At 65.8% G+C, this 20,334-nt stretch carries 15 protein-coding genes and 1 pseudogene; 1 reads left to right on the top strand and 15 read right to left on the bottom strand.

The window, feature by feature from the left end:
• Positions 1–77: 77 nt before the first annotated feature.
• From IG178_RS23415 to IG178_RS23405, 3 genes and pseudogenes are all read right to left on the bottom strand, one after another.
• A pseudogene (locus tag IG178_RS23415) lies at positions 78–1,586 on the bottom strand (arylsulfatase).
• 67 nt (positions 1,587–1,653) lie between these two features.
• The gene (locus tag IG178_RS23410) at positions 1,654–2,628 is read right to left on the bottom strand and encodes an HAD family hydrolase (protein ID WP_193215022.1); all 975 of its coding nucleotides are present in this window, start codon (positions 2,626–2,628) and stop codon (positions 1,654–1,656) included.
• An 82-nt stretch (positions 2,629–2,710) separates the two neighbouring features.
• A complete protein-coding gene (locus IG178_RS23405) occupies positions 2,711–4,261 on the bottom strand; it encodes an arylsulfatase (RefSeq protein WP_193215021.1) in 1,551 nt (516 codons plus the stop codon).
• Positions 4,262–4,363: 102 nt separating this feature from the next.
• On the opposite strand from IG178_RS23405, the gene IG178_RS23400 reads away from it, so the two are divergent.
• On the top strand, positions 4,364–5,350 hold the full coding sequence (locus IG178_RS23400; RefSeq protein WP_193215020.1) for a LysR family transcriptional regulator: 987 nt from the start codon (positions 4,364–4,366) through the stop codon (positions 5,348–5,350).
• Here the strand turns inward: IG178_RS23400 and IG178_RS23395 are convergent.
• The 12 genes from IG178_RS23395 to IG178_RS23340 all read right to left on the bottom strand — a co-directional run bounded on the left by IG178_RS23395 (position 5,251) and on the right by IG178_RS23340 (position 20,329).
• Complete coding sequence (locus tag IG178_RS23395; RefSeq protein ID WP_193215019.1) at positions 5,251–6,144, bottom strand: bile acid:sodium symporter family protein; 894 nt, start codon at positions 6,142–6,144, stop codon at positions 5,251–5,253. The genes IG178_RS23400 and IG178_RS23395 overlap by 100 nt on opposite strands.
• The gene (locus tag IG178_RS23390) at positions 6,141–9,260 is read right to left on the bottom strand and encodes an efflux RND transporter permease subunit (RefSeq protein WP_193215018.1); all 3,120 of its coding nucleotides are present in this window, start codon (positions 9,258–9,260) and stop codon (positions 6,141–6,143) included. Before IG178_RS23390 ends, IG178_RS23395 begins: the two co-directional genes overlap by 4 nt.
• A 26-nt stretch (positions 9,261–9,286) precedes the next feature.
• Positions 9,287–10,465, bottom strand: a complete 1,179-nt coding sequence (locus IG178_RS23385; protein WP_193215017.1) for an efflux RND transporter periplasmic adaptor subunit — start codon at positions 10,463–10,465, stop codon at positions 9,287–9,289.
• A 12-nt stretch (positions 10,466–10,477) separates the two neighbouring features.
• Entirely contained in the window at positions 10,478–11,947 is a 1,470-nt protein-coding gene (locus IG178_RS23380; protein WP_193215016.1) for an efflux transporter outer membrane subunit, read from the bottom strand.
• A gap of 74 nt (positions 11,948–12,021) precedes the next feature.
• A complete protein-coding gene (locus IG178_RS23375; protein WP_193215015.1) occupies positions 12,022–12,912 on the bottom strand; it encodes a polyphosphate kinase 2 family protein in 891 nt (296 codons plus the stop codon).
• 122 nt (positions 12,913–13,034) lie between these two features.
• Positions 13,035–14,642 carry an integrin alpha gene (locus IG178_RS23370; protein ID WP_193215014.1) on the bottom strand — a complete coding sequence of 536 codons (1,608 nt, stop codon included), beginning with the start codon at positions 14,640–14,642 and terminating at the stop codon, positions 13,035–13,037.
• A gap of 267 nt (positions 14,643–14,909) precedes the next feature.
• Positions 14,910–15,311 carry a hypothetical protein gene (locus IG178_RS23365; protein ID WP_193215013.1) on the bottom strand — a complete coding sequence of 134 codons (402 nt, stop codon included), beginning with the start codon at positions 15,309–15,311 and terminating at the stop codon, positions 14,910–14,912.
• 61 nt (positions 15,312–15,372) lie between these two features.
• Positions 15,373–15,822 (bottom strand): DUF5069 domain-containing protein, encoded by a 450-nt coding sequence (locus IG178_RS23360; protein WP_193215012.1) that lies wholly within the window; start codon positions 15,820–15,822, stop codon positions 15,373–15,375.
• Positions 15,823–15,866: 44 nt separating this feature from the next.
• Positions 15,867–16,877 (bottom strand): NHL repeat-containing protein, encoded by a 1,011-nt coding sequence (locus IG178_RS23355; protein ID WP_193215011.1) that lies wholly within the window; start codon positions 16,875–16,877, stop codon positions 15,867–15,869.
• Positions 16,878–16,983: 106 nt separating this feature from the next.
• Positions 16,984–17,916 carry a PEP-CTERM sorting domain-containing protein gene (locus tag IG178_RS23350; RefSeq protein WP_193215010.1) on the bottom strand — a complete coding sequence of 311 codons (933 nt, stop codon included), beginning with the start codon at positions 17,914–17,916 and terminating at the stop codon, positions 16,984–16,986.
• Between the two features lie 180 nt (positions 17,917–18,096).
• Positions 18,097–19,209 (bottom strand): ABC transporter permease, encoded by a 1,113-nt coding sequence (locus IG178_RS23345; RefSeq protein ID WP_193215009.1) that lies wholly within the window; start codon positions 19,207–19,209, stop codon positions 18,097–18,099.
• A gap of 1 nt (position 19,210) precedes the next feature.
• Entirely contained in the window at positions 19,211–20,329 is a 1,119-nt protein-coding gene (locus tag IG178_RS23340) for an ABC transporter permease (RefSeq protein WP_226895710.1), read from the bottom strand.
• Between the last annotated feature and the right edge of the window lie 5 nt (positions 20,330–20,334).

Here is a 20,334-nt window from a genome sequence, read left to right as displayed (position 1 = left end):
AGGGGCTAATTCGGTGATGGGCAAAAGTGAGCCGCGCCCGGCTGTCCCGGGCGCGGCTCTTGAAGAGAAGCAAGGCCTCAGTGGGTGCCACCTTCCTGAAGCTTCTCCAGCACCTGGTTGAGGCCGAATGTTCCGGGCTTCTGCCGCGGGGGATAAGCCTTGTACGTCTCGAGGTGCTTGGCCACGAATGCCTGTGCCGGCACCATCGCGTAGATCCGTTCGATCCTCCATTGACCGTAGTTCATCGCCTCGTGATCGGCCCGTTCATAGGGATCGGTGCGCAGGCAGAACAGCTTCGGAAGCCGCAGGGTGACGAGGGGTTCTTCCCAGACGTCGAAGCCGTGGGCGCGCTGCTACATGAACACGACCTTCCAGCGGTTGTAGCGCAAGTTCGCGAGGTTCCCGTCGTCGGTCCAATAGAAGAATTCCTTGCGGGGGGCCTCTTCGATTTCTCCCTTGAAGTAGGGCAGCAGGTTGTAGCCGTCGAGGTGGACCTTGTAGTCGCGCTCGATCGCCTTGTGTCCGGTCAGCAGCTTCTCCTTCACGTCGGGCTCGCCGGCGGCGGCCAACAGTGTGGGCAGCATGTCCTCGTGGGAGAGGATGTCGTTGCAGACGGTGCCGGGCTTGATCACGCCCGGCCAGCGGATGACGCAGGGGACGCGGTAGCCGCCCTCCCAGTTCGAGTTCTTCTCGTTGCGGAAGGGGGGTGAGCCGCCATCCGGCCAGGTGAAGCATTCGGCGCCGTTGTCGGTGGACCACATCACGATGGTGTTGTCGGCGATGCCGAGTTCATCGAGCTTGCCGAGGATCTGGCCGATCATGCCGTCGTGCTCGACCATGCCGTCGGGATAAACCCCGAGCCCGGTCTTGCCCTTCGACCCTTCCTTGAGGTGGGTGAAGATGTGCATGCGGGTGGAATTCCACCAGAGAAAGAACGGCTTCTCCGCCTTGTGGGCGCGTTCCATAGAGTCGATCGCTCCGGAGGTGACCTCTTCGTCGATGGTTTCCATCCGCTTCTTGGTGAGCGGGCCGGTGTCCTCGATCTTGCCGTCGGAACTCGACTTGATCACTCCGCGGGGGCCGAACTTCTTCTTGAATTCGGGATCCTTCGGGTAATCGACGTTTTCCGGCTCCTCCTCGGCATTGAGGTGGTAGAGGTTGCCCATGAACTCGTCGAAGCCGTGGTTGGTAGGAAGCATCTCGTCGAGATCGCCGAGGTGATTCTTGCCGTATTGGGCGGTCATGTAGCCATGGTTCTTGAGCAGTCCCGCGATGGTCGGATCCTTGATCGACATGCCCTCCTTGGTCCCTGGAAGGCCGACCTTGAGCAAGCCGGTCCGGAACGGGCTCTGGCCGGTGATGAAGGCGGCGCGGCCGGCGGTGCACGACTGCTGGCCGTATCAATCGGTGAACATGGCGCCTTCCTTGGCGATGCGGTCGATGTTGGGCGTCTGGTAACCCATCATCCCGTGATTGTAGCAACTCGGGTTGCTCCAGCCGATGTCGTCACCCCAGATGACGAGGATGTTCGGTTTCTTGTCCTGGGCGGTGGCCGCGGCGGCAAGGGCCACGGTGGCGGCGACAATGCATCGCCGGAGTGTTGGTTTTGCTTTAATGGTTTCACTGGTAGGGAGAGCTTTGGTGACGCGTGGCTCAGTCGGCCGGGTAGATGGTCTGCCAGTCGTCCTTCATGCTGACGAGGGTCCAGCCGCGCTTTGGCCCTTCGTCCAAGCCCTTGTCGAGCTTGCCGACGTGGGACTCGCGGCCGTAGGCCCATTCGCGTTCGGCGTCGGTGTGGTGGACGAGCAGGCCGAAGCGGGCACCTTTACCGGCCGTGGTCCACTCGAGCATCTGGAAGTCGCCGTCGGAGTTGCCGGCGGCGAAGATCGGCCGGCGGCCGATGTGCTGGTGGATGCCGACCGGCTTGCCGGCCTTGTCGTCGATGAAATCGAGTTCGGGCAACTTCATCACGACCGGCTTGCCGTCGCGGATCTCGTAGCCGGCCTTGATGCTGGAGCCGACCACCTGTTCGGGCGGGATGCCGTAGGCTTCCTCGGCGAAGACGCGCAGGAAGTCGATTCCGCCGCCCGAGACGATGAAGGTCTTGAAACCTTCGGCGCGGAGGTAGGCGAGCAGTTCGAGCATCGGCTGGAAGATCATCTTGTCGTAGGCCATGCCGGTCTTCGGGTGGCGGGCGGTGTCGAGCCAGTCGCGGACCACCTTCCGGAATTCCTCGTCGGTGAGGCCCGCATGGGTGGCCATCGCCATTTCCAACAGCGCTTTCTCACCGCCGGCGAGGGCTGCCTTGACGTCGCCTTTCAGCACCGAGGCGAAGGGCTCCTTCTCTTTCCACTCCGGGTGTTCCGGGGCGAGGGCCTTGATCCGGTCGAAGATGTAGAAGGCCTGGAAATACATCGGCTGCTCGGACCACAGGCAGCCGTCGTTGTCGAAAGTGGCGATGCGCCCGGCGGGATCGACGTAGTCCGGAGAGCCGGGGGTGGTGACTTTTTCCACGAAGGAAACGATGGCCTTCTTGGTGCCGGTTTCCTTCCAGGAGGGGAGCGGATCGGCGACGGCGAGGGCGGCGGAACCGAGGAGCAGGGTGGCTTTGAGGAGCAGGTGGTTCATGTCGAGATTCGGTGTATAAAAAGGGGCCGCACCCGTGTGGCGACGGATGCGGCCCCGGAGTTCGGGATGAGCCGGAGTCCGCTCACTTGCCGCCGACGGCGGACTGGATCTGCTTCTGGACCTTCTCCAGGTTGAAGGAACCCGGGGTCTGGCTGGGTGGGTAATCCACCATGGTCTGCAGGAACTTGCCGGCATAGGCCTGCATCGGCACCAGCAGGTAGACGCGGTCGAGGAACCAGTCGTTGTAGGTGTTCGCGTTGTGCTGGGCCTTCTCGAAGGGATCGCGCTCGAGGTTGAACAGCAGCGGAACGCGGAGCTCGATGAAGGGCTCGCGCCAGACTTCGAAGGCCTTGCCGCGGTTCTCGAGGAAGACCGCCTTCCAGGCATCGTAGCGGATGGCGACGATCTGACCGTCATCGTTCACATACATGAACTCGTGGCGCGGCGACTCGTCGGTCTTGCCGGTGATGTAGTCGAGCTGGTTGTGGCCGTCGATGTAGTTCTTGTAGTGGCGGCCGTTGAGGTCGACGCCCGCGAGCAGCTTCTCCTTGATGTCCGGAGCGCCGGCGATGGCGGCGAAGGTCGGCAGCCAGTCCTCGTGGGAAACGATGCCGTTGAGTACGGTGCCGGCCGGGATCTTGCCGGGCCAGCGGACATAGCAGGGCACGCGGTAGGCACCTTCCCAGTTCGAATTCTTCTCGCTGCGGAAGGGCACCGTGCCGCCGTCGGGCCAGGTGTTGTAGTGAGGCGCGTTGTCCGTCGAGTAGACCACGATGGTGTTCTCGGTGAGACCGTTGTCATCGAGGAACTTGAGGATGTCGCCGACCATCGCGTCGTGCTCGATCATGCCGTCGGTGTACTCGTCGTTGCCCTTGTGGCGATGCTCCTTCTTCACATGGGTGCGGAAGTGCATGCGGGTGGTGTTGTACCAGCAGAAGAAGGGCTTCTCGGCCTTCACCTGGCGGGACATGAAATCCTTCGCGGCGGCGAGGGTCTCCTCATCGACGGTTTCCATCCGCTTCCGGGTCAGAGGACCGGTGTCCTCGATCTTGCCGTCGGCGAAGGAGTGGATGACGCCGCGGGGACCGAACTTCTCGCGGAAGGTTTTGCCGTCGGCCATCACCATGTCGCCGGGATAGTCTTCGTGCTCGGGTTCCTCCTCGGCGTTGAGGTGGTAGAGGTTGCCCATGAATTCGTCGAAGCCGTGGTTGGTCGGCAGGTGTTCGTCGCGGTCGCCCTGGTGGTTCTTGCCGAACTGGCCGGTCATGTAGCCCTGTGACTTGAGCACGGTGGCCATGGTGACGTCGGTCTTTTGCCAGCCCTCCTTGGCGCCGGGCATGCCGACCTTGGTCATGCCGGTGCGGACCGGCACGTTGCCGCCGATGAAGGCGGCGCGGCCGGCGGTGCAGGACTGCTGGCCGTAGTAGTCGGTGAAGGCGACGCCTTCCTTGGCGATGCGATCGATGTTGGGAGTCTGGTAGCCCATCATGCCCCGGCTCCAGAAACTGGTGTTCCAGGTGCCGATATCGTCACCCCAGATGACGAGGATGTTGGGTTTCTTGTCCTGGGCCGAGGCGGTCGCCGTCAGCAGAAGTGCGCTTCCGAGGGGGAAGAATAGATTTCGTAATTTCATGTTAATCGCCGAGTTCAGGCATCCTCTTGGTAGGGAAGTCCGGCGCATTTGGAAATTGCTTAGTTTTGATGATGACGATAACCCTGATGCATTGTGATCGAATTGAGGCATCTTCATCACGCGCTGGCGCTGCATGAGCACCGCAATTTCGCGCGGGCGGCGGAAGCCCTTCACCTGAGCCAGCCGGCACTGACGCGCAGCATCCAGATGTTGGAGGAAAACATGGGCTGCCTCTTGTTCCTGCGGGCGCGAACCGGGGTGGAGCCGACCGAAGCCGGGCTGCTGATGTTGAAGCGGGCGCGGGCGATCGTCGGCCAGGCGGACGACCTGATGCGGGAAGGTTCGGCCTTGAGAAAAACGAAGGTCCGGGAAGTGCGGGTCGCCGCCGGTCCCTATGCGGCGCATCTGGTGGTCGCCCCGACCGTGGCCCGGCTGCTGGCGGCCGATCCCAGGCTCCGCTTCGACCTGCGGGTGGACCATTGGGTCAAGGTGTTCCGCATGCTCAAGGAGCGGAGGGTGGACCTGGCGGTTTGCGAGGCCAGCGAGATCGAGGACGACGAACTGGAGGTCACGCCGATGCGCATCAGTCGCGCCTACGTGGCGGTCCGCCCGGGTCATCCGCTGGCGGAGACCGGGGGGGCGCTGGACTTCAGCCGCGTGCTCCGCTGGCCGCTGGCGATCACGGCCCGGCTTCCGCCGCGCGTCCTGACGCCGCTGCTGGCGTTCCAGGGCAAGTCGACCTTCGTTCCGTCGGTCCACTGCGAGGACATCGGCGTGGTACGTTCCATCGTGAAGCAATCCGACGCGGTCGGGTTTTTCCCGCTGCCGCTGGTGCGCAAGGAACTCGAGTGGGGCGAACTGAAACTGCTCGAAGTCGAGGCCACGTGGTTGCACACGCAGTTTGCGATCCTCCGCCTCAAAGACCGGCTGACCGCAAAGCCGGTGCAGTCGTTCATCGAGGAGATCCTGAATACCGACGAGATGCTGGCTCAAACCGAGGAAGAACTTTCGGCGAGGTTCCTGCCGGCACGGCGGGACGAGATGGCGCGGGCGACGCCCCACATCAACGGCACCTCGATCACGAAGTAGACGGCGACGACCGCGGTGAGTTCATTGCGGCGGAGCAGGCTGATGGCGATCAGCGCGGCGACGCCGACATTGCGCACGGGCAGGCAGAGGGCGGCCGCCACGCCGTCGTCGCGGTCCGGGGTCCGGACGGCCAGCAGCGCGGCCGGGACCAGCGAGAGGAGCAGGAAAGTCGCCGCGGTGATCACGGCGGGGAGGTAATGGTCGATGCGGAACGCCGGGGAGAGGAGGACCAGGGCGACCAGCAGGAGGATGCCGATGCCGGTGAAGCGGTGGATCGCTTTGCCGGCTTTTGCGGCGAAGGCGGGCCGGTGGCGGCGGAGCAGCAGGCCGGCGCTCACGGGCAGGGCCAGCAGCAGCATCAGCCGCACGAACAATGGGCCCGGCGGAACCGCGAGGTAGGTTTCGCTACGGCCGCAGGCGTGGTAGCCGGCGATGATCGCGGTCATGGTCAGCGGGGCGGCGACGGCGGTGAGGATGTTGATCACCAGCGAGCGCGCCGGGTTGGCCCCGGCCAGCAAGGTGTAGACGTTGGCGATGTCACCGACCGGGCAGGCGGCGAGCAGGAGAATCCCGGCGGCGACCGCCGGCGGTGGATCCAGCAGCCACACCGTCGATAGGCCGAGCAGCGGCGGCAACAGGACCACCGCGGCGAGTTGGACGGCCAGTGGACCGGGCGGGCGCAGCGCCCGCGGCAGTCCGCGGGGATCCAGGGCGAGGCCGACGCCGGCCATCAACGCCAGGGTGACGAGCGCGATGCCCAGGTCCAGCAGGTGACTCAGGAACGCGGGGCTCAAGGTTCGGTGGGCTTGGACTTGCGACGTCCCTCGCTGAGCCGCTGGACGATGAAGTAGAGCATCGGCACCGCGGCCAGCGAGACGAGGGTCGCGGCGATCATGCCGCCGAACACGGCGGTGCCGAGGACCTTGCGCGACTCGGCGCCGGCTCCGGAGGCGATGAGCAGGGGAATGACCCCGAGGACAAAGGACAGGGCGGTCATCATCACCGCGCGGAAGCGCAGGCGGACGGCCTCGACCGCCGAGTCGAAGATGCTCATGCCCTCGTCGCGCTTCAGCTTGGCGAACTCGGTGAGGAGGATGGCGGTCTTGGTCGACATGGCGATCAGCAGGATGATGCCGATCTGGGTGTAGACGTTGTTTTCCATGCCGCGCAGCTTGATGGCGATCACCGCGCCGAGGAGGGCAGTGGGCACCGAAAGGCAGACGGAAACCGGCAGCGACCAGCTTTCATACTGCGCGGCGAGGACCAGGTAGACCATCAGCACCGCGAAGCCGAAGATCGCGACCAGGCCGCTGCCGGCCTGCTTCTCCTGGAACGACAGGTCGGTCCACGAGTAGCCCATCGACGAGGGCAGCACGCGGCCGGCGATGGCTTCCATGGTGGCCATCGCCTGGCCGGAACTGGTGCCGGGAGCCGGGTTGCCGAGGATCTTCACCGACGGCAGCATGTTGAAGCGCACCACGTTCTGCGGGCCGAGGACGTCCCTGCGTTCGGCGACCGCGCCGAGCGGGATCATCTTGCCCTCGTTGTTGCGGATCTGGAGCTTGTCGATGTCGCCGGGCTGGTCGCGGAACGGCGCGTCTGCCTGGGCGGTGACCTTGAAGACACGGCCGAAGAGGGTGAAGTCGTTGACGTAAGCGGAGCCGAGGTAGACCTGCAGGGTCTCGAAGACCGACGACATCGAGGTGCCGGTGCGCTTGACCTGCTCGCGGTCGATGTCGACGTAGATCTGCGGGACGCTGGCGCGGAAGGTGGTGCGGACGCCGCCCAGGGTCGGGTCGGCATTGGCGGTGGCGATCACCTCGCCGGCGACCGCCTGGAGCTGGTCGAGGCCGACGCCTTCCTTGTCCTGGAGCATGAAGGAGAAGCCGCCCGAAACGCCGACACCCGGCAGCGAGGGCATCGGGAAGGCGAAGGCGCCGCCTTCCTGGATCGAGCCCAGCCCGCGCTGGATCTTGGCGAGCAGGGCGCGCTGGTGGAGGCCGGGATCGCCGCGCTCGTCCCACGGCTCGAAGGTGATCACGCAGAAGCCGGTATTGGCCGCGGCGCCACCGTCGATGATCGAGTAACCGGTGATCGAAAGGCAGTCGGCGGTACCTTCGGTGGCGGCGACGATGGCCTCGACCTTCGCCATCATTGCCTTGGTGCGGTCGAGGGTGGCGCCGTCGGGGAGCTGCACGCCGATCATGCAGTAGCCCTCGTCTTCCTGCGGCACGAAGCCGGTCGGCAGGTCGCCGAGGCCCTTGATCGAGCCGCCGGTCATGGCGATGAAGGCGAGCAGGCCGATCGCGGAGAAGCGCAGCGCGAGGCGGACGATGCCGCGGTAGCTCTTGTTGGAGACGTCGATCGCGTTGTTGAACCACTTGAAGACGCCGCGGGGTTCGGCGGGGTTCGGCTTGAGCAGGATGCCGCACAGCGCCGGGCTGAGGGTCAGCGCGTTGATCGAGCTGAACACGGTGGCGATCGAAATGGTCGCCGCGAATTGCTTGAACATGGTGCCGGTGATCCCGGGCATGACCGCGGTGGGGACGAACACGGCGAGCAGGACCAGGGTGGTGGCGACGACCGGGCCGGACACCTCTTTCATCGCGGCGGCGGCGGCTTCCTTGCCGCTGAGGCCCTTCTCGAGGTGAACGAAGGTGTTCTCGACCACGATGATCGCGTCGTCGACGACGATGCCGATCACCAGCACCAGTCCGAAGAGGGTGAGGATGTTGAGGGAGAAGCCCATCGCCAGCAGCACCGCGAAGGTGCCGATGAGCGACACCGGGATGGTGATGGTGGGGACCAGCGTCGCCCGCGCGTTTTGCAGGAACAGGTAGACCGTGAGCACCACCAGCACCAGCGTGGCGAAGAGCGTGATGATGACTTCCTTGATCGAGGCGTTGATGACGTCGGTGGAATCGTAGACGACGTGGTATTCGACGTCGTCGGGGAAGGCGGCCGAAAGCTCGTCGAGCTTGGCGCGGACGCCATCGGCGACGTCAATCAGGTTGGAGCCGGGGATCTGATAGATGGCGAGCGTGGAGGAGGGCTTGCCGTTAAGGCGGGAGGCGAGGGAGTAGGCGTCGGCCCCGAGTTCCACGCGCGCGACGTCGCGCAGGCGGATGGTACCGCCGTCGTCGCCGGTACGGACGATGATGTTCTCGAATTCCTCGACCTGGGCGAGGCGGCCCTGGGTGCTGAGGATGAACTCGAAGGCGGTGCCCGGGGTGGAGGGCGCGGCGCCGACCCGGCCGGCGGCCACCTGGATGTTCTGCTCGCGGATCGCGGCGAGGACATCGGAGGGCGCGAGGTTGCGGGCGCGCAGCAGGTCGGGATCGAGCCACACCCGCATGCTGAACTCGCCGACGCCAAAGACCGTGACATCGCCGACCCCGGGGACGCGCGAGAGCTCGTCGCGCAGCCGCAGGTTGGCGTAGTTCGAGAGATAGGCGGCGTCGTAGGTGCCGCCCGGCGAGAGCAGGCCGATGAACATCACCGTGTCGGTGGACTTCTTCTTCACCGTGACACCGGTGCGCTTGACCTCTTCCGGGAGCCGGGGCTCCGCCTTCGAGACGCGGTTCTGGACCAGCACGTTGGCGGAGTCGAGGTTGGTGCCGGGCTCGAAGGTGACGGTCAGGTTCATGCTGCCGTCGTTGCCGCTGACCGACGACATGTAGATCATGCCCTCGACGCCATTGACCTCCTTCTCGATGGTCGCGGCGACCGTGTCGGCCACGGTGCGGGCGTCGGCGCCGGGATAGCTGGCGGTGACCTGGATGGTCGGCGGGGCGAGGTCCGGGTAGCGCGCGACCGGCAGGTTGATCAGGGCGACGATGCCGATGACGACCGTGACGATCGAAATCACCGCGGCGAAGATCGGTCGCTTGATGAAGAAGAGGCTGAACATGGCGGGAGCTCGCGGGGGGGCGGAGTTCAGTTGGCGGCGGCCTGCGGGGCGACGACGGCGCCGTCGCGGGCGCGCTGGAGGCCGGAAACGATGACGTTTTCACTGCCGTCGAGGCCCTTGAGGACCACGGTCTGGCGCTCGACCGGCTGGTTCGGGTCGGTCACCGGTTTCTCCACCGAGTCGCCGGTGGTGACGGCCTTGCGGTGGACGGTGTTGGCGTCGTCGACGACCCAGACGAAATCGCCGCCGAGGTCGCGCAGGACGCAGGTGGAGGGGACCAGCAGGGCTTCCCTGGCGGCGGGGTCGGCGGGATCCGGGCCGGCGGGGTAGCCGACCAGGCCGTAGAGCCCTGAGGCGAGCTTGGCATCGGGATTGGGAAACACGGCCCGGACCTTGGCGGTGCGGGTCGAGGGATCGACCTGGTTCTCGATGTAGTCGATCTTGCCGGGATGCTCGTAGGTGGAGCCGTCGGCGAGCTTGAGGCGGATGTCCGCCTGGTAAACCGGGTCGGTCGTCTTGTTGGCGTCGCGGCGTTCGAGAAAGCGGATCAGCGGGCGCTCCGGGACCTCGAAGTAGGCGAGCATGCTCGATTCCTCGATGATGGTGGCTAGCAGCGTCGATTCGTTCGCGCCGACCAGGTTGCCGGGGTCGACGTAGAGGCGGGAAATGCGGCCGGTCACCGGCGCGGTGATGCGGGTGTAGCCCTCGGTGATGCGGGCTTCCTCGAGCTGGGCCTCGGCCTGCGCGACCGCGGCGGTGGCTTCGGCGAGGTCGGCCTGGGCGCCTTCCTCATCGAGCTGCGAGACGGCGCGGTTGGCCCCGGCATTGGCGCTGCTCACGCGGTCGGCCCGGTTCTTCGCCTGCTCACGGACGGCCTTCGCGCGGTCGACCGCGGCGGCGGCGGCGCGGGTCGCCTGGGCGTAGGAGTCGGGCTCGATCACGAACAGCGGGTCCTGCTCCTCGACGACATTGCCGGCGAAGTCCGGGCGGGCACCCTTGGCGAGCGAAAGGATGCCGCGGACGCGGGCCCGGATCTCGACCTCGCGGCTGCCGACGAGCGTGGCGGGGAACTCGCGGTAGACCGTGACCTCGCGGCGCTCGGGCTTCGCGACGGTGACCGGCATCGGTTGGGGCGCGGGCGGGGCGGGCTTCTTGCCGCAGGAAGCGAGGAAGGTGGCGAGGACGAGGACGGGGAGGGATTTCACGGGCTGGGAGGATCAGGATTTGTCCTGGCTGGCGACCTTCGGCGGGCGCATGCGGGTGCCGCCGCCGAGGGCCTTGTAGAGCGAGACGTAGGCGACGGCGATCTGGCCCTGGGAGACCGCGCGGGAGTCCTCGTTGGCGAAGATCGTGCGCTGGGCATCGAGCACGTTCTGGAAGTCGATGAGGCCCTCGCGGTAGTTGTCGGTGACCAGCGAGACGGTCTTGGCGGACGCCTCCACGGCGTCGTTCAAGGCGGCGAGGCGCTCGCGCTCGTTGGCCACCGAGGCGAGGGAATTCTCCACTTCCTCGACGCCCTTTAGCACGGCGTTCTGATAGGCGTAGTAGGCCTGTTTGGTGCGGGATTCCTCGATCGCGATTTGGCTCTGGATGCGGCCGGCGCTGAAGATGTTCCAGCGGAACGACGGGCCGAAGGAGTAGTTGCGCGAGCGCGACTCCAGCAGGTTCTCGGCATCGAGCGCTTGCAGCTGGAAGGTCCCGGCGAGGGTGAAGCGCGGATAGAGGTCGGCCTCGGCGACGCCGATGAGGGCGGTCTGCGCGGCGAGGTTGCGCTCGGCGGCGCGGATGTCGGGGCGGGCGCGGAGGAGATCGGCGGGGATGCCGATGCCGGCGGAGCGCGAGGGAACCGGGATGCCCTTCGATTTCCCCAGCATCGACTCCGCGGCGGACGGATAGCGGCCGATCAGGGTGGCGAGGCGGTTGACGGCGATCGAGCGCTGGTTGCGCAGCGAGGGCACGACCGCCTTGGTGTTGGCGAGGTTGGAGGAAGCTTGGGACACATCGAGCTCCGGAACGATGCCGGCATCGAGCCGGTCCTGGGTGAGGCCGACGGACTCCTGCTGGTTCTTGATGTTGGTTTCGGCGATGCGGATCCGTTCCTCTAGGGTGCGGACCTGGATGTAGTTGTAGGCGACCTCGGCGAGCAGGCTGACCAGGGTGTCGCGGTACACTTCCTCGACGCCTTCGGCGCTGGCATCGGCGGCTTCGACCGAGCGGCGGACGCCGCCGAACAGATCGGCCTCCCAGCCGGCGTCGAGACCGGTGGACCAGAAGTCGGTGGTCTTCCCGGCGGCGAGCGAGGACCCGGTGTTCTCGCTGCTGCGGTTTCTCGACACCCCGCCGCCGAAGTCGAGGCTGGGAAAGAGCTGGCTGCGGGCGATGCCTCGGGCGGCCTTGGCCTCGGTCACGCGCTCGGCGGCGATGGCGATGTCGCGGTTGGAACTCCGCGCGGTGTCGACGAGGCGGTTGAGCGTCGGATCGTTGAAGCGGGTCCACCAGGACTCGAGGCTCGAGGACCCCGAGTGGAGGTCCGCGGCGAGGCTCTGGTGCCAGGTGTCGGGCGTGATCGCCGAAGGATCGGTATAGTCGGTGCCGACGACCATGCAGCCGGCGAAGAGGCAGGCGGCGGGAGCGGCAAGGAAACGGGTGACGGCGCTCGACGGCGCGGGATTGGGGAAGACGGGCATCCGGGACTCGCGGTTAGACTTGTCCACTATCTTCGGTTCCGGATTCTTGTCGATGCCGAAGGGGGGGCGCGTCGTCAGCCGCCGAGGGCCTGGCGATACTTCTCCACGCCGGCGAGTTGCTCTTCGGTCGGTTGCGGTGGCTCGAGCTTGAGCCCGCGGACCTTCGAGACGATGAGGTCGGCGATCGCCGCGCGGGCGAACCATTTCTTGTCGGCGGGAATCACGTGCCAGGGAGCCGCTTCGGTGCTGGTCGCGTTGAGCATGTCCTCGTAGGCGCGGTCATACTCATCCCAGAGTTCCCGTTCGGCGAGGTCGCCTGCGCTGAATTTCCACAGCTTTCCGGGCTCGTTCAGGCGGTCGAGCAAGCGCTCGCGCTGTTCCTCCTTGGAGACGTTCAGGAAGATCTTGATCACCGAGATGTCGCTGTCGACGAGGTGTTGCTCGAAGCGGTTGATCTCATCGTAGCGGGCTTCCCACAGCTTCTCCAGGGGCTTGCCGGCGAGCCGCGAGGGGATGACCTGGCGGTCGAGGAAGGACGGGTGGACCCGGACCACCAGCACTTCCTCGTAGTAGGAGCGGTTGAAAATGGCGATGCGGCCCCGGGCGGGCAGCTTCTGCATCGGCCGCCACAGGAAGTGATGCTTGAGCTCCTCGTCGTCGGGCGCCTTGAAAGAATAGACATCGACGCCCTGGGGGTTGATCCCGGACATCACGTGCTTGATTGCGCCGTCCTTCCCGGCGGCGTCGCGGGCCTGCAGGATGATGAGCAGCGACCGGGTGCTGTTCGCCCACAAAAGCGACTGTGCTTCCGCGAGTTCGGAGATGTCGTCGAGCAGGGCCTCCTTGCCGTGCTGCTTGTCCTTGATGCCCTGGGTATCCGCGGGGTCGAAGTCCTTCAGTTTGACCTTTTTGCCGGGCTCGACGCGGAAGGCGTCGCGGGGGAAGCGGTGTTTGTCTTTGCTCATGGGGCGGGAAACGGGTCTCCGAGACATAGCCACCCGTGCGGTGGCGGGTCAAAGGGATTGTCCCGGCACGAAAACGCCACGCCCCGGATTCCGGGACGTGGCGCGAGGTGGAATGCGTCCGTTTACTTTTTCTTTTTCGCGCTCTTGGCGGAAGCCTTGTCCGGCTTGAGGGCGGCGAGCTTGGCCGCCTGGGCGGCCTTGCGGATCTCTTTTTCCTCGGCCCGGGTCAGCAGGCCGGCCTTTTCCATTTCATCGGCCAGTTGGGTGACCGCCGACTGGTAGTGGGCCGGATTCCCATAGTCGTCCGGGGCGCCGAGGGCGTCGAAGCGATCCGACAAGGTGGTGCCCTCGGCATCGACGAAGTTCTCGACGTCGGTCGTTACCCCGGCGATGGCGACCGTGGGGGCGACGTTCGAGTTCGGGTTGGCGTCCTGGTCGTCGGGAATGCCGTCGCCGTCGCTGTCCACGACGACCGGCGCCTCGTCGACCTGCCAGAGGTGGGCGAAGCCGGTGCCGCCGGTGTCGGGAAACAGGACGGACGACTCGCCGGCCGCGAAGCCGAGCCCGGGGATGACCGCGGGTTTCAGTCCGAGACCGTCGTATGGAGCCGTCGAAAGCCGCTCGAACAGGGTGGAGTGGTCCGCTCCGGAGATGATCCGGATGCCCCCGGCCGCCGGCGAAACAGCGGTGTTGAGGGCAGGAGAACCCACCAGCCAGTCCTGCATGCCGTCGCCATCGTAGTCGAGGCTGCCGCCGACATGCACCGCTTTGTACGGGGGCAGGCCGGACACCGAGAGGTCGTCGATGACCGAGAGGTCGGCGCCGGAAAGGACTTTGGCAACGCCCCCGGAAAGGGAGCCGGCCATCAGGTCGGGCCGGCCGTCGCCGTCGGCATCGCGGGTGATCGACAGCGACTCGCCGAGGCGGGTGTAGCTGCCGGATCCCGTCGCCTCGGCGATCACGCCATCGTCGGTGCTACCGAACAGCGTGACTTTTCCGACGGTCCCGGAGGCGGAGCGATAGCCCGGGGTGCTTGCCGCCAGATCCGGGCGGCCGTCGCCATCGAGGTCCGGGACTGCGATCACGCTCGCCCCGAACGACGCGAATGCCGTAGATGACGGGACGTGCCGGACCGGCGCACCGGTTTTGCCCGATTGAACGACCACCTGGCCGCGGAAGCTGTCGGCCAAGGGTGCCCCGACGAAGAGATCGTCGAGGCCATCCCCGTCCTGGTCGCCGGCATTGGCGAGAGCGGTGCCATATTGCGATTGGAGGCCACCGGTTCCCGTGGATATCAAGGATCCGTCAGCGCCCGAATAGACCAGGACGGCGCCGTTGCCCCCGTTCTGACCGGGAGCCCCGACCGCGAGATCCGGAACTCCGTCGCCGTCGGCGTTGAGGGAGGCCAATGAAAAGCCGAAATAGCGGGCTTCGTCGGGAAGCCCGCCGAGGCTGCGGAGGGTGCTGCCGTCCACGCCGCTGACGAGGTGGACGATGCCGGACCCGAGCTTTGTCCCGCCGCCCCGGTAGTAGGGGTCGGCGACGGCCAGATCGGGAACGCCGTCGTCGTTCAAATCGCCGGTCGCGGCGAAGTTCGAACCCAGCTGGCGGTGGTTGGTGGTTGGAGTCAGGGTGAAGGCCGGATCATGGGCGTGAACCGGCACACAGGAGGCGACTGCCAACAGGGCGGCACGCAGGCCGCCCGGCAGGCAGGGGTGTGGGTGTGTCATGGGTGTGGGACATGTAAGTGTGATGGCGACCCTCCACGTTGACTTAAGAATTCAATGAAAGTCAATAATCCACCTAACGGTTAAATGGCGTTAACCATTTGGGAATCCGAGAGAGATCCCATTGAATGCCCGTCATTCCAATGCCGGCGGATGGCCGGCGATCTCGGTCTCGATCCCCGGGGTCGCGAAGGAACGCGCGGAACGCCGCCGCTTGATTCCCCTTGGGGCGGGTCCACTGCCCCTCGATGGACCTGTCGACGCTCGACTTTAGTAGCGGTAGTAGCCGCGCGGATAGTAGGCGCCGTACCAACGATACGCCATGTCCTGCTGCATCTGCGCGGCCTCGTACTGGGCGCGGGCAATGCTCTTCTCGGTGGCGAGCTTCTGGTACTGCTGGTAGGCGTCTTCGTTTCCCACGTAGGCGACGCCCTGCTTCTCGTCCTTGTAGGCGTAGAAGATCTTCCCCTGGTATTCGCCGCGCTGGATCTTGTAGGGCGGCAGCTGGTCGTAGAGCTGTTGCTGGGTGGTATTCTCCGGCTTCTTCACCCGGAAGCCGGAGGCGGAAAGCATGGGTTCGGTGCTGGAGGCACCCATGCCGGCACAGCCGGTCAAGGCACCGATGGCGATCGGAAGGAGGGCGGGCAGCAGGAAGCGGAGGAGCGTTTTCATGGCCATATCAAGGGCAACATGAGTGCGCACCGGCGTCAGCGCCATCTGAAAATGGTGACGGTCAGAGGCGGCCCTCCTCGAGGTCGTAGACGTCGAACCAGACATAGACCGGCCGGTGTTTCGGGACGAACTCCTCGATGTATCCCTCGAGAAAGGCCTGCAATTCGTCCGGCATCTCGCAGAGCCGCTTGCCGCGCAGGTCGTTGTTCCACTTGATGATGTCGATGTCCTTCTTCCGGGCCGTGAGCTCCTTGATCCAGGCGCCCATTTCCTCGTCCGTCGCGCCGCCGGCGACCTTGGACTTGAAGGCATCCGAGCTGATCCCGGTGAAGTCGAAGAACAAGCGGTCGAGCGGACAATCGAAGTGATACTCGCCCGCCGTGCCGGCGAGCACCGCGCGGCACTTGTCGAGGGTGCGGCCGGCGATGACGTAGCCGCCGAGCGTGGCCCGCGGGCTGCGCGGGACGTCCGTGGAGAGATCGGGGGCGAGGGATTTCAGCGTTTCATTCATGGCGCCGGACCCTAGCGCGGGTCCGGCGAAACGCGAAAATCCGCTCACAGTTTCTGCAACTTCGTCACCCGGCCGGACTGGTTCCAGTCCTGGACGTAGAGGTTGCCGTCCTTGTCGAAGGACAGGCCGTGGGGCGAGGTGAAGATGCCGAGGTGCATCTGGTCGAGCGGGATCGGGAACTTGGCCCACTGGTCGCGGTTCGGGTTGTCGCCGAGGAAGGCGACCGGAGTGCCGGACTTGTCGAGGATGGTGACGCGGGCCTCAAGCTCGGCGACGGCGAGGTGGTCGCCGAGGATCGAGACGCTGCAGGGGCGGCGCAGGTGGGTGGCGTGGACGCCGATCCAATTGCCCTCGAGGTCGAAGTGGACGAGGCGGCGGTTTTCGCGGTCGCAGACCAGCAGGCGCGGTTCGCCGAAGCGGGTGTCGATGGCGAGCCCGTGGCTTCTGTCGGTCTGGCCGTCACCCTTGCCGCTACCGCCGAAGGTCTTGAGGTGCTTGCCGGCGGCGTCGAACTTGTGGATGAACTGGGCGCCGTAGCCCATCGAGCAGAAGATGCTGCCGTCGGGTGCGACCGCCACGGCGGTGAGCCCGCCCCAACCGCCCTGGAGGTCGCCGGCGGTGGCCTGGGAGATTTCAAGGAGCTGCTTGCCGGTAGTGTCGATCTTGCACACCCGCAGTGCCTTCGGGCCGGCGAGCTGGGCGCCGTAGATCACGGTTTGGCCTTCCTCCTCGCGCACGGCCATGGCGTGGAAGCCCTGGCATTCCGGGGCGATGGCGGGCAGCGCCTTGCCGTCGGGCTGATAGACGAGGATGCCGTGCGGCGCGTCGGTCGAGACGTAGATGTTGCCGGTCTTCGGGTCGATGACCACGCCGCCGTGGGTCGGGCCGACGTTCTTGCCGTCGGGCAGTTCGCCCCAGTGCGGGACGGCCTCGTATTGCCAGGCTCCGTTGCCGGTGCGGACGGCGGTGTCGATGTCCTTGCCCGGCTCGGTCCCGTGATCGGGGTGGGCGAAGGCGAGGGCGGGCAGGAGCAAGAGCAATGCAGCAGGTTTCATGTCGGGCCAGTGAAGCGAACGAGGGGAATTTGGCAATTCCGCTGATCGGGGTAGCCGGCGGCGGACCCGGATTCAGTGGTCCTTCCGGGGCCCTTGCTCCTGTGCGTCAATGGATCGACCGCTGATGCCGCCGGCGACGGAAGCCGGCGATTGCTCCCAAGGCGAGAAGCGCGGGTGCAGTTGGTTCCGGCACCCCCGTAACATCGGACCAGGATTCGCCGAAGCGGATCGCGTCGAGTTCACCATTGCCGTTGCCATTGAGCCACAGCAGCAGGTGGTCGGCGGCCATGTTGCTGTCAAAGGCGGACGAAGCCAGCCACGAAACAGCGGCGGGATTGGTGGCGATGGACTCACCGGAGCCGTAGCGCATGATCCGGATCAGGTCATCGCCGGTCGCGCTGATCATGATCTGCCCGACGAGCAGGGTGGGGCCGTTGATGCCGCCCGCCGCTTCGCTGGCCTGGATGGCGTAGGGACCGTCGTTGTTCCCGTCGAGATCCTGGCCCAGGGTGCCATGGCTGATGTAGGCGGCGTTTGCCGCGTCTTGTGAACCCAGTGAGGTGGCGGTGTTCCAGGTGAGGCCGGCACCGACGAACTCGGAGGATCCGGCGCTCCCGTTGGCAAGCCCGATGCCCATCGAGGTGTCACCCCCGTTGTTGAGGCGGACACTGAAATAAAGGGTCCCGGTGACCGAGAAATCGACCGCGGAGGTCAGGCCGATGGTCGTGTAGATGCCGGTGTTCCAGTCAGCGCCGCCGGCACGCCAAACACCACCGTTCGCGCCGGCATTCGACGGCAGCCCGGGAAGGCCCGGGGCGGCGTCCTCGACGTTGAAGTTGTTTGCCGTGGTCATTCCGCCGATGCCGGGATCCGACCAGGTTCCGGTCAGTCCGATCGACGAACCGGTGCCACCTTGGCCGGCGATGGGAATGTCCGCGCCGGCGTTGTCGAAGAGTTCCTGGATAAGGATGGCACCCTGCAGGTTGACAGGGAACAAGAGGGCGGCGGCGAGGGCCAGGCGGGTAGGTGTGGGTTTCATGGGGAGTTGGGTTTGGCGAAGCGGCGATCCGCGTTCAGGCCCGGGATAACGGGCCATGGAGCCGCGGAAGCTATCAAGCGCCGGCGCGACCGCCTAGCTAGCCAAGCGGGTAGTCTTTTCCGCGTTGGGGTAGATTCGCAGTGGGGCGGCGTAAACGGGCTTCCGGAACCCCGCGGCAGATCAGGCTGACTTGCGGTGGAACATCACCGCGGCGGCGCTGAGCGTGAAGAAACCGATGACCATCAGCGGGACGATCAGGTGGAGGAACCGCTCCGGCGAGGCGTCCTTGAGGAACACTTCCTTCACGATCTCGATGAAATGGCGGACCGGGTTTGGCCAGGTCGCGACCTGCAGCCAGTGCGGCATGTTCTCCACCGGTGAGGTGAAGCCGGACAGCATCATCGCCGGCATCATGAAGGTGAAGGCACCGAGGAAGGCCTGTTGCTGGGTGCTGCAGAGCGAGGAGATCAGCAGGCCGACGCCGACCAGCGAGAGGCTGTAGAAGAACATGCCGAGATAGAGGAGCAGCAGGCTGCCGCGGAAGGGCACGTGGTAGAGGAAGACCGCGGCGCAGAGGATGAGGGTGGCCTGGAAGAAGGCGACGATCATCGCCGGTACCGCCTTGCCGATCATCACCATCTCCGGGTTGAGGGGCGAGACCATCAGCTGGTCGAAGGTGCCCTGCTCGCGCTCGCGGGCGACCGACAGGGCGGTGAGGATGAGGGCGCCGATGGTGGTGATGATGGCCACCAGGTTCGGCAGGATGAAGTGCTTGAAGTCGAGGTTCGGGTTGAACCAGTAGCGGGTGACGACTTCCGACGGCAGGTGCCTGCCGGCCAGTTCGGCGCGGTCCTTCATGTAGCCCTCCACCATGCCTTGCAGGTAGCTGAAGGCGATCTGTGCGCCGTTCGAGCGGCGGCCGTCCATCAGCACCTGCACCGGGGCGGTCTCTCCGGCGGCGAGCTTGCGCGAAAAGTCCTCGGGGAAGCTGACCGCGAGCATCGCCTTGCGGGTTTCGATCGCGTTCTCCATTTCACCCTGGCTGTGCACCGGCACGATGTCGGTGAAGGCGGCGGAGCGGGTGAAGCGCTGGACCAATTCGGTCGAGGCCGCGCCGGTGTCGCGGTTGTAGATGGCCATCGAGGCGTTCTCGACCTCGAGCGTGGCCGCCCACGGGAACAGCAGCGTTTGCAGGACCACCGGCATCACCAGCAGGGCGCGGCTCGACGGGTCGCCGAACAGCGATTGCAGCTCCTTGATCACCAGGGCGCGGATGCGGAGGAGGAAGTTCATGTCAGTCCATGCGGCGTTTGGTCAGCCGGGCGGTGAGGCCGAGGAAGAAGGCGGAGGAAAGCATCAGCGCGAGGATATCGGGCAGCAGGACCTTCCACAGCGAGCCGGCCTGGAAGATCGTCTGGATGGAGGAGACGAAGTAGCGCGCCGGGATGAGGTGGGTGACGCCGCGCAGGAAGGCCGGCATACTGGAGATCTCGTAGACGAAGCCCGACAGCATCATCGCCGGCAGGAAGGCGGCGTTCAGTGCGGCTTGGGCGGCGTTGAACTGGTTTCGCATCCCGGTGGAGATCGCCAGGCCGATGCCGAGCACGCTGAGCAGGAAGAAGGTGCCGACGACACAGAGGGCGAGGATCGAACCCCGGAACGGCACCCCGAGCAGCCAGCGGGCGGTGGCGGCGCAAAGCAACAGCGAGAACATGCCGAGCAGGTAGTAGGGGATGATCTTGCTGAGCAGCAGCTCGGCACGGCTGACCGGCGAGGCGAGCAGGGCCTCCATCGTCCCGCGTTCCCACTCGCGGGCGACCACCAGCGAGGTCAGCAGCGCGCCGATGACGGTCATGATCACGGTGATCGATCCGGGGATCAGGAAGTTCCGGCTTTGGGCGGACGGGTTGAACCAGTAGCGAGGCTCGAGGGCGATCTCGCGCTTCAACTCCTTCCCCCGGTCCGCGAAGTCCTGTTGCAGCCAGCTTTGCCAGACTCCGTTCACGTATGAGCCGACGAACTGGGCGATGTTCGGCTCCGAACCGTCGGCGACCACCTGCACCGGTGCGGTGCCGGAGGGATCCTTGAGGCGGCGGGAGAAGTCGGGGGGAATGATCACGAAGCCGCGGATCTTCGATTCGGTGATGTCGTGCCCGAGGCCGGCGCGGGTCTCGTAGCGGTGGACCTCGAGCCAGGGCGAGGCCTCGAGGGCCCGGGCGAAGCCGTTGGACTCGGTGCCGCTGGCCTCGTCGAGCAGGCCGATCCGCAGCACCGAGGAGTCGAGGTTGATGCCGAAACCGAAGACGAACATCATCACCATCGGCAGCACGAAGGCGATCAGGTTGCTACTGGGGTCGCGGAAAATCTGCAGCGTCTCCTTCCAGCAGAGCGCCCGCAGGCGGCGGAACGACAGATTCT

The organism is Neoluteolibacter marinus, from assembly GCF_014904755.1.
GTDB classification, from domain to species: domain Bacteria; phylum Verrucomicrobiota; class Verrucomicrobiia; order Verrucomicrobiales; family Akkermansiaceae; genus Haloferula; species Haloferula marina.
The sequence above is the reverse complement of the archived record's forward strand: the minus strand, read 5'-3'. Positions and strand labels throughout refer to the sequence as shown.

Excerpts from the sequence above, each read along its gene's own strand:
- IG178_RS23410 (WP_193215022.1), bottom strand. The coding sequence starts at position 2,628 with ATGAACCACCTGCTCCTCAAAGCCACCCTGCTCCTCGGTTCCGCCGCC.
- IG178_RS23405 (WP_193215021.1), bottom strand. The coding sequence starts at position 4,261 with ATGAAATTACGAAATCTATTCTTCCCCCTCGGAAGCGCACTTCTGCTG.
- IG178_RS23390 (WP_193215018.1), bottom strand. The coding sequence starts at position 9,260 with ATGTTCAGCCTCTTCTTCATCAAGCGACCGATCTTCGCCGCGGTGATT.
- IG178_RS23380 (WP_193215016.1), bottom strand. The coding sequence starts at position 11,947 with ATGCCCGTCTTCCCCAATCCCGCGCCGTCGAGCGCCGTCACCCGTTTC.
- IG178_RS23375 (WP_193215015.1), bottom strand. The coding sequence starts at position 12,912 with ATGAGCAAAGACAAACACCGCTTCCCCCGCGACGCCTTCCGCGTCGAG.
- IG178_RS23370 (WP_193215014.1), bottom strand. The coding sequence starts at position 14,642 with ATGACACACCCACACCCCTGCCTGCCGGGCGGCCTGCGTGCCGCCCTG.
- IG178_RS23365 (WP_193215013.1), bottom strand. The coding sequence starts at position 15,311 with ATGAAAACGCTCCTCCGCTTCCTGCTGCCCGCCCTCCTTCCGATCGCC.
- IG178_RS23360 (WP_193215012.1), bottom strand. The coding sequence starts at position 15,822 with ATGAATGAAACGCTGAAATCCCTCGCCCCCGATCTCTCCACGGACGTC.
- IG178_RS23355 (WP_193215011.1), bottom strand. The coding sequence starts at position 16,877 with ATGAAACCTGCTGCATTGCTCTTGCTCCTGCCCGCCCTCGCCTTCGCC.
- IG178_RS23350 (WP_193215010.1), bottom strand. The coding sequence starts at position 17,916 with ATGAAACCCACACCTACCCGCCTGGCCCTCGCCGCCGCCCTCTTGTTC.
- IG178_RS23345 (WP_193215009.1), bottom strand. The coding sequence starts at position 19,209 with ATGAACTTCCTCCTCCGCATCCGCGCCCTGGTGATCAAGGAGCTGCAA.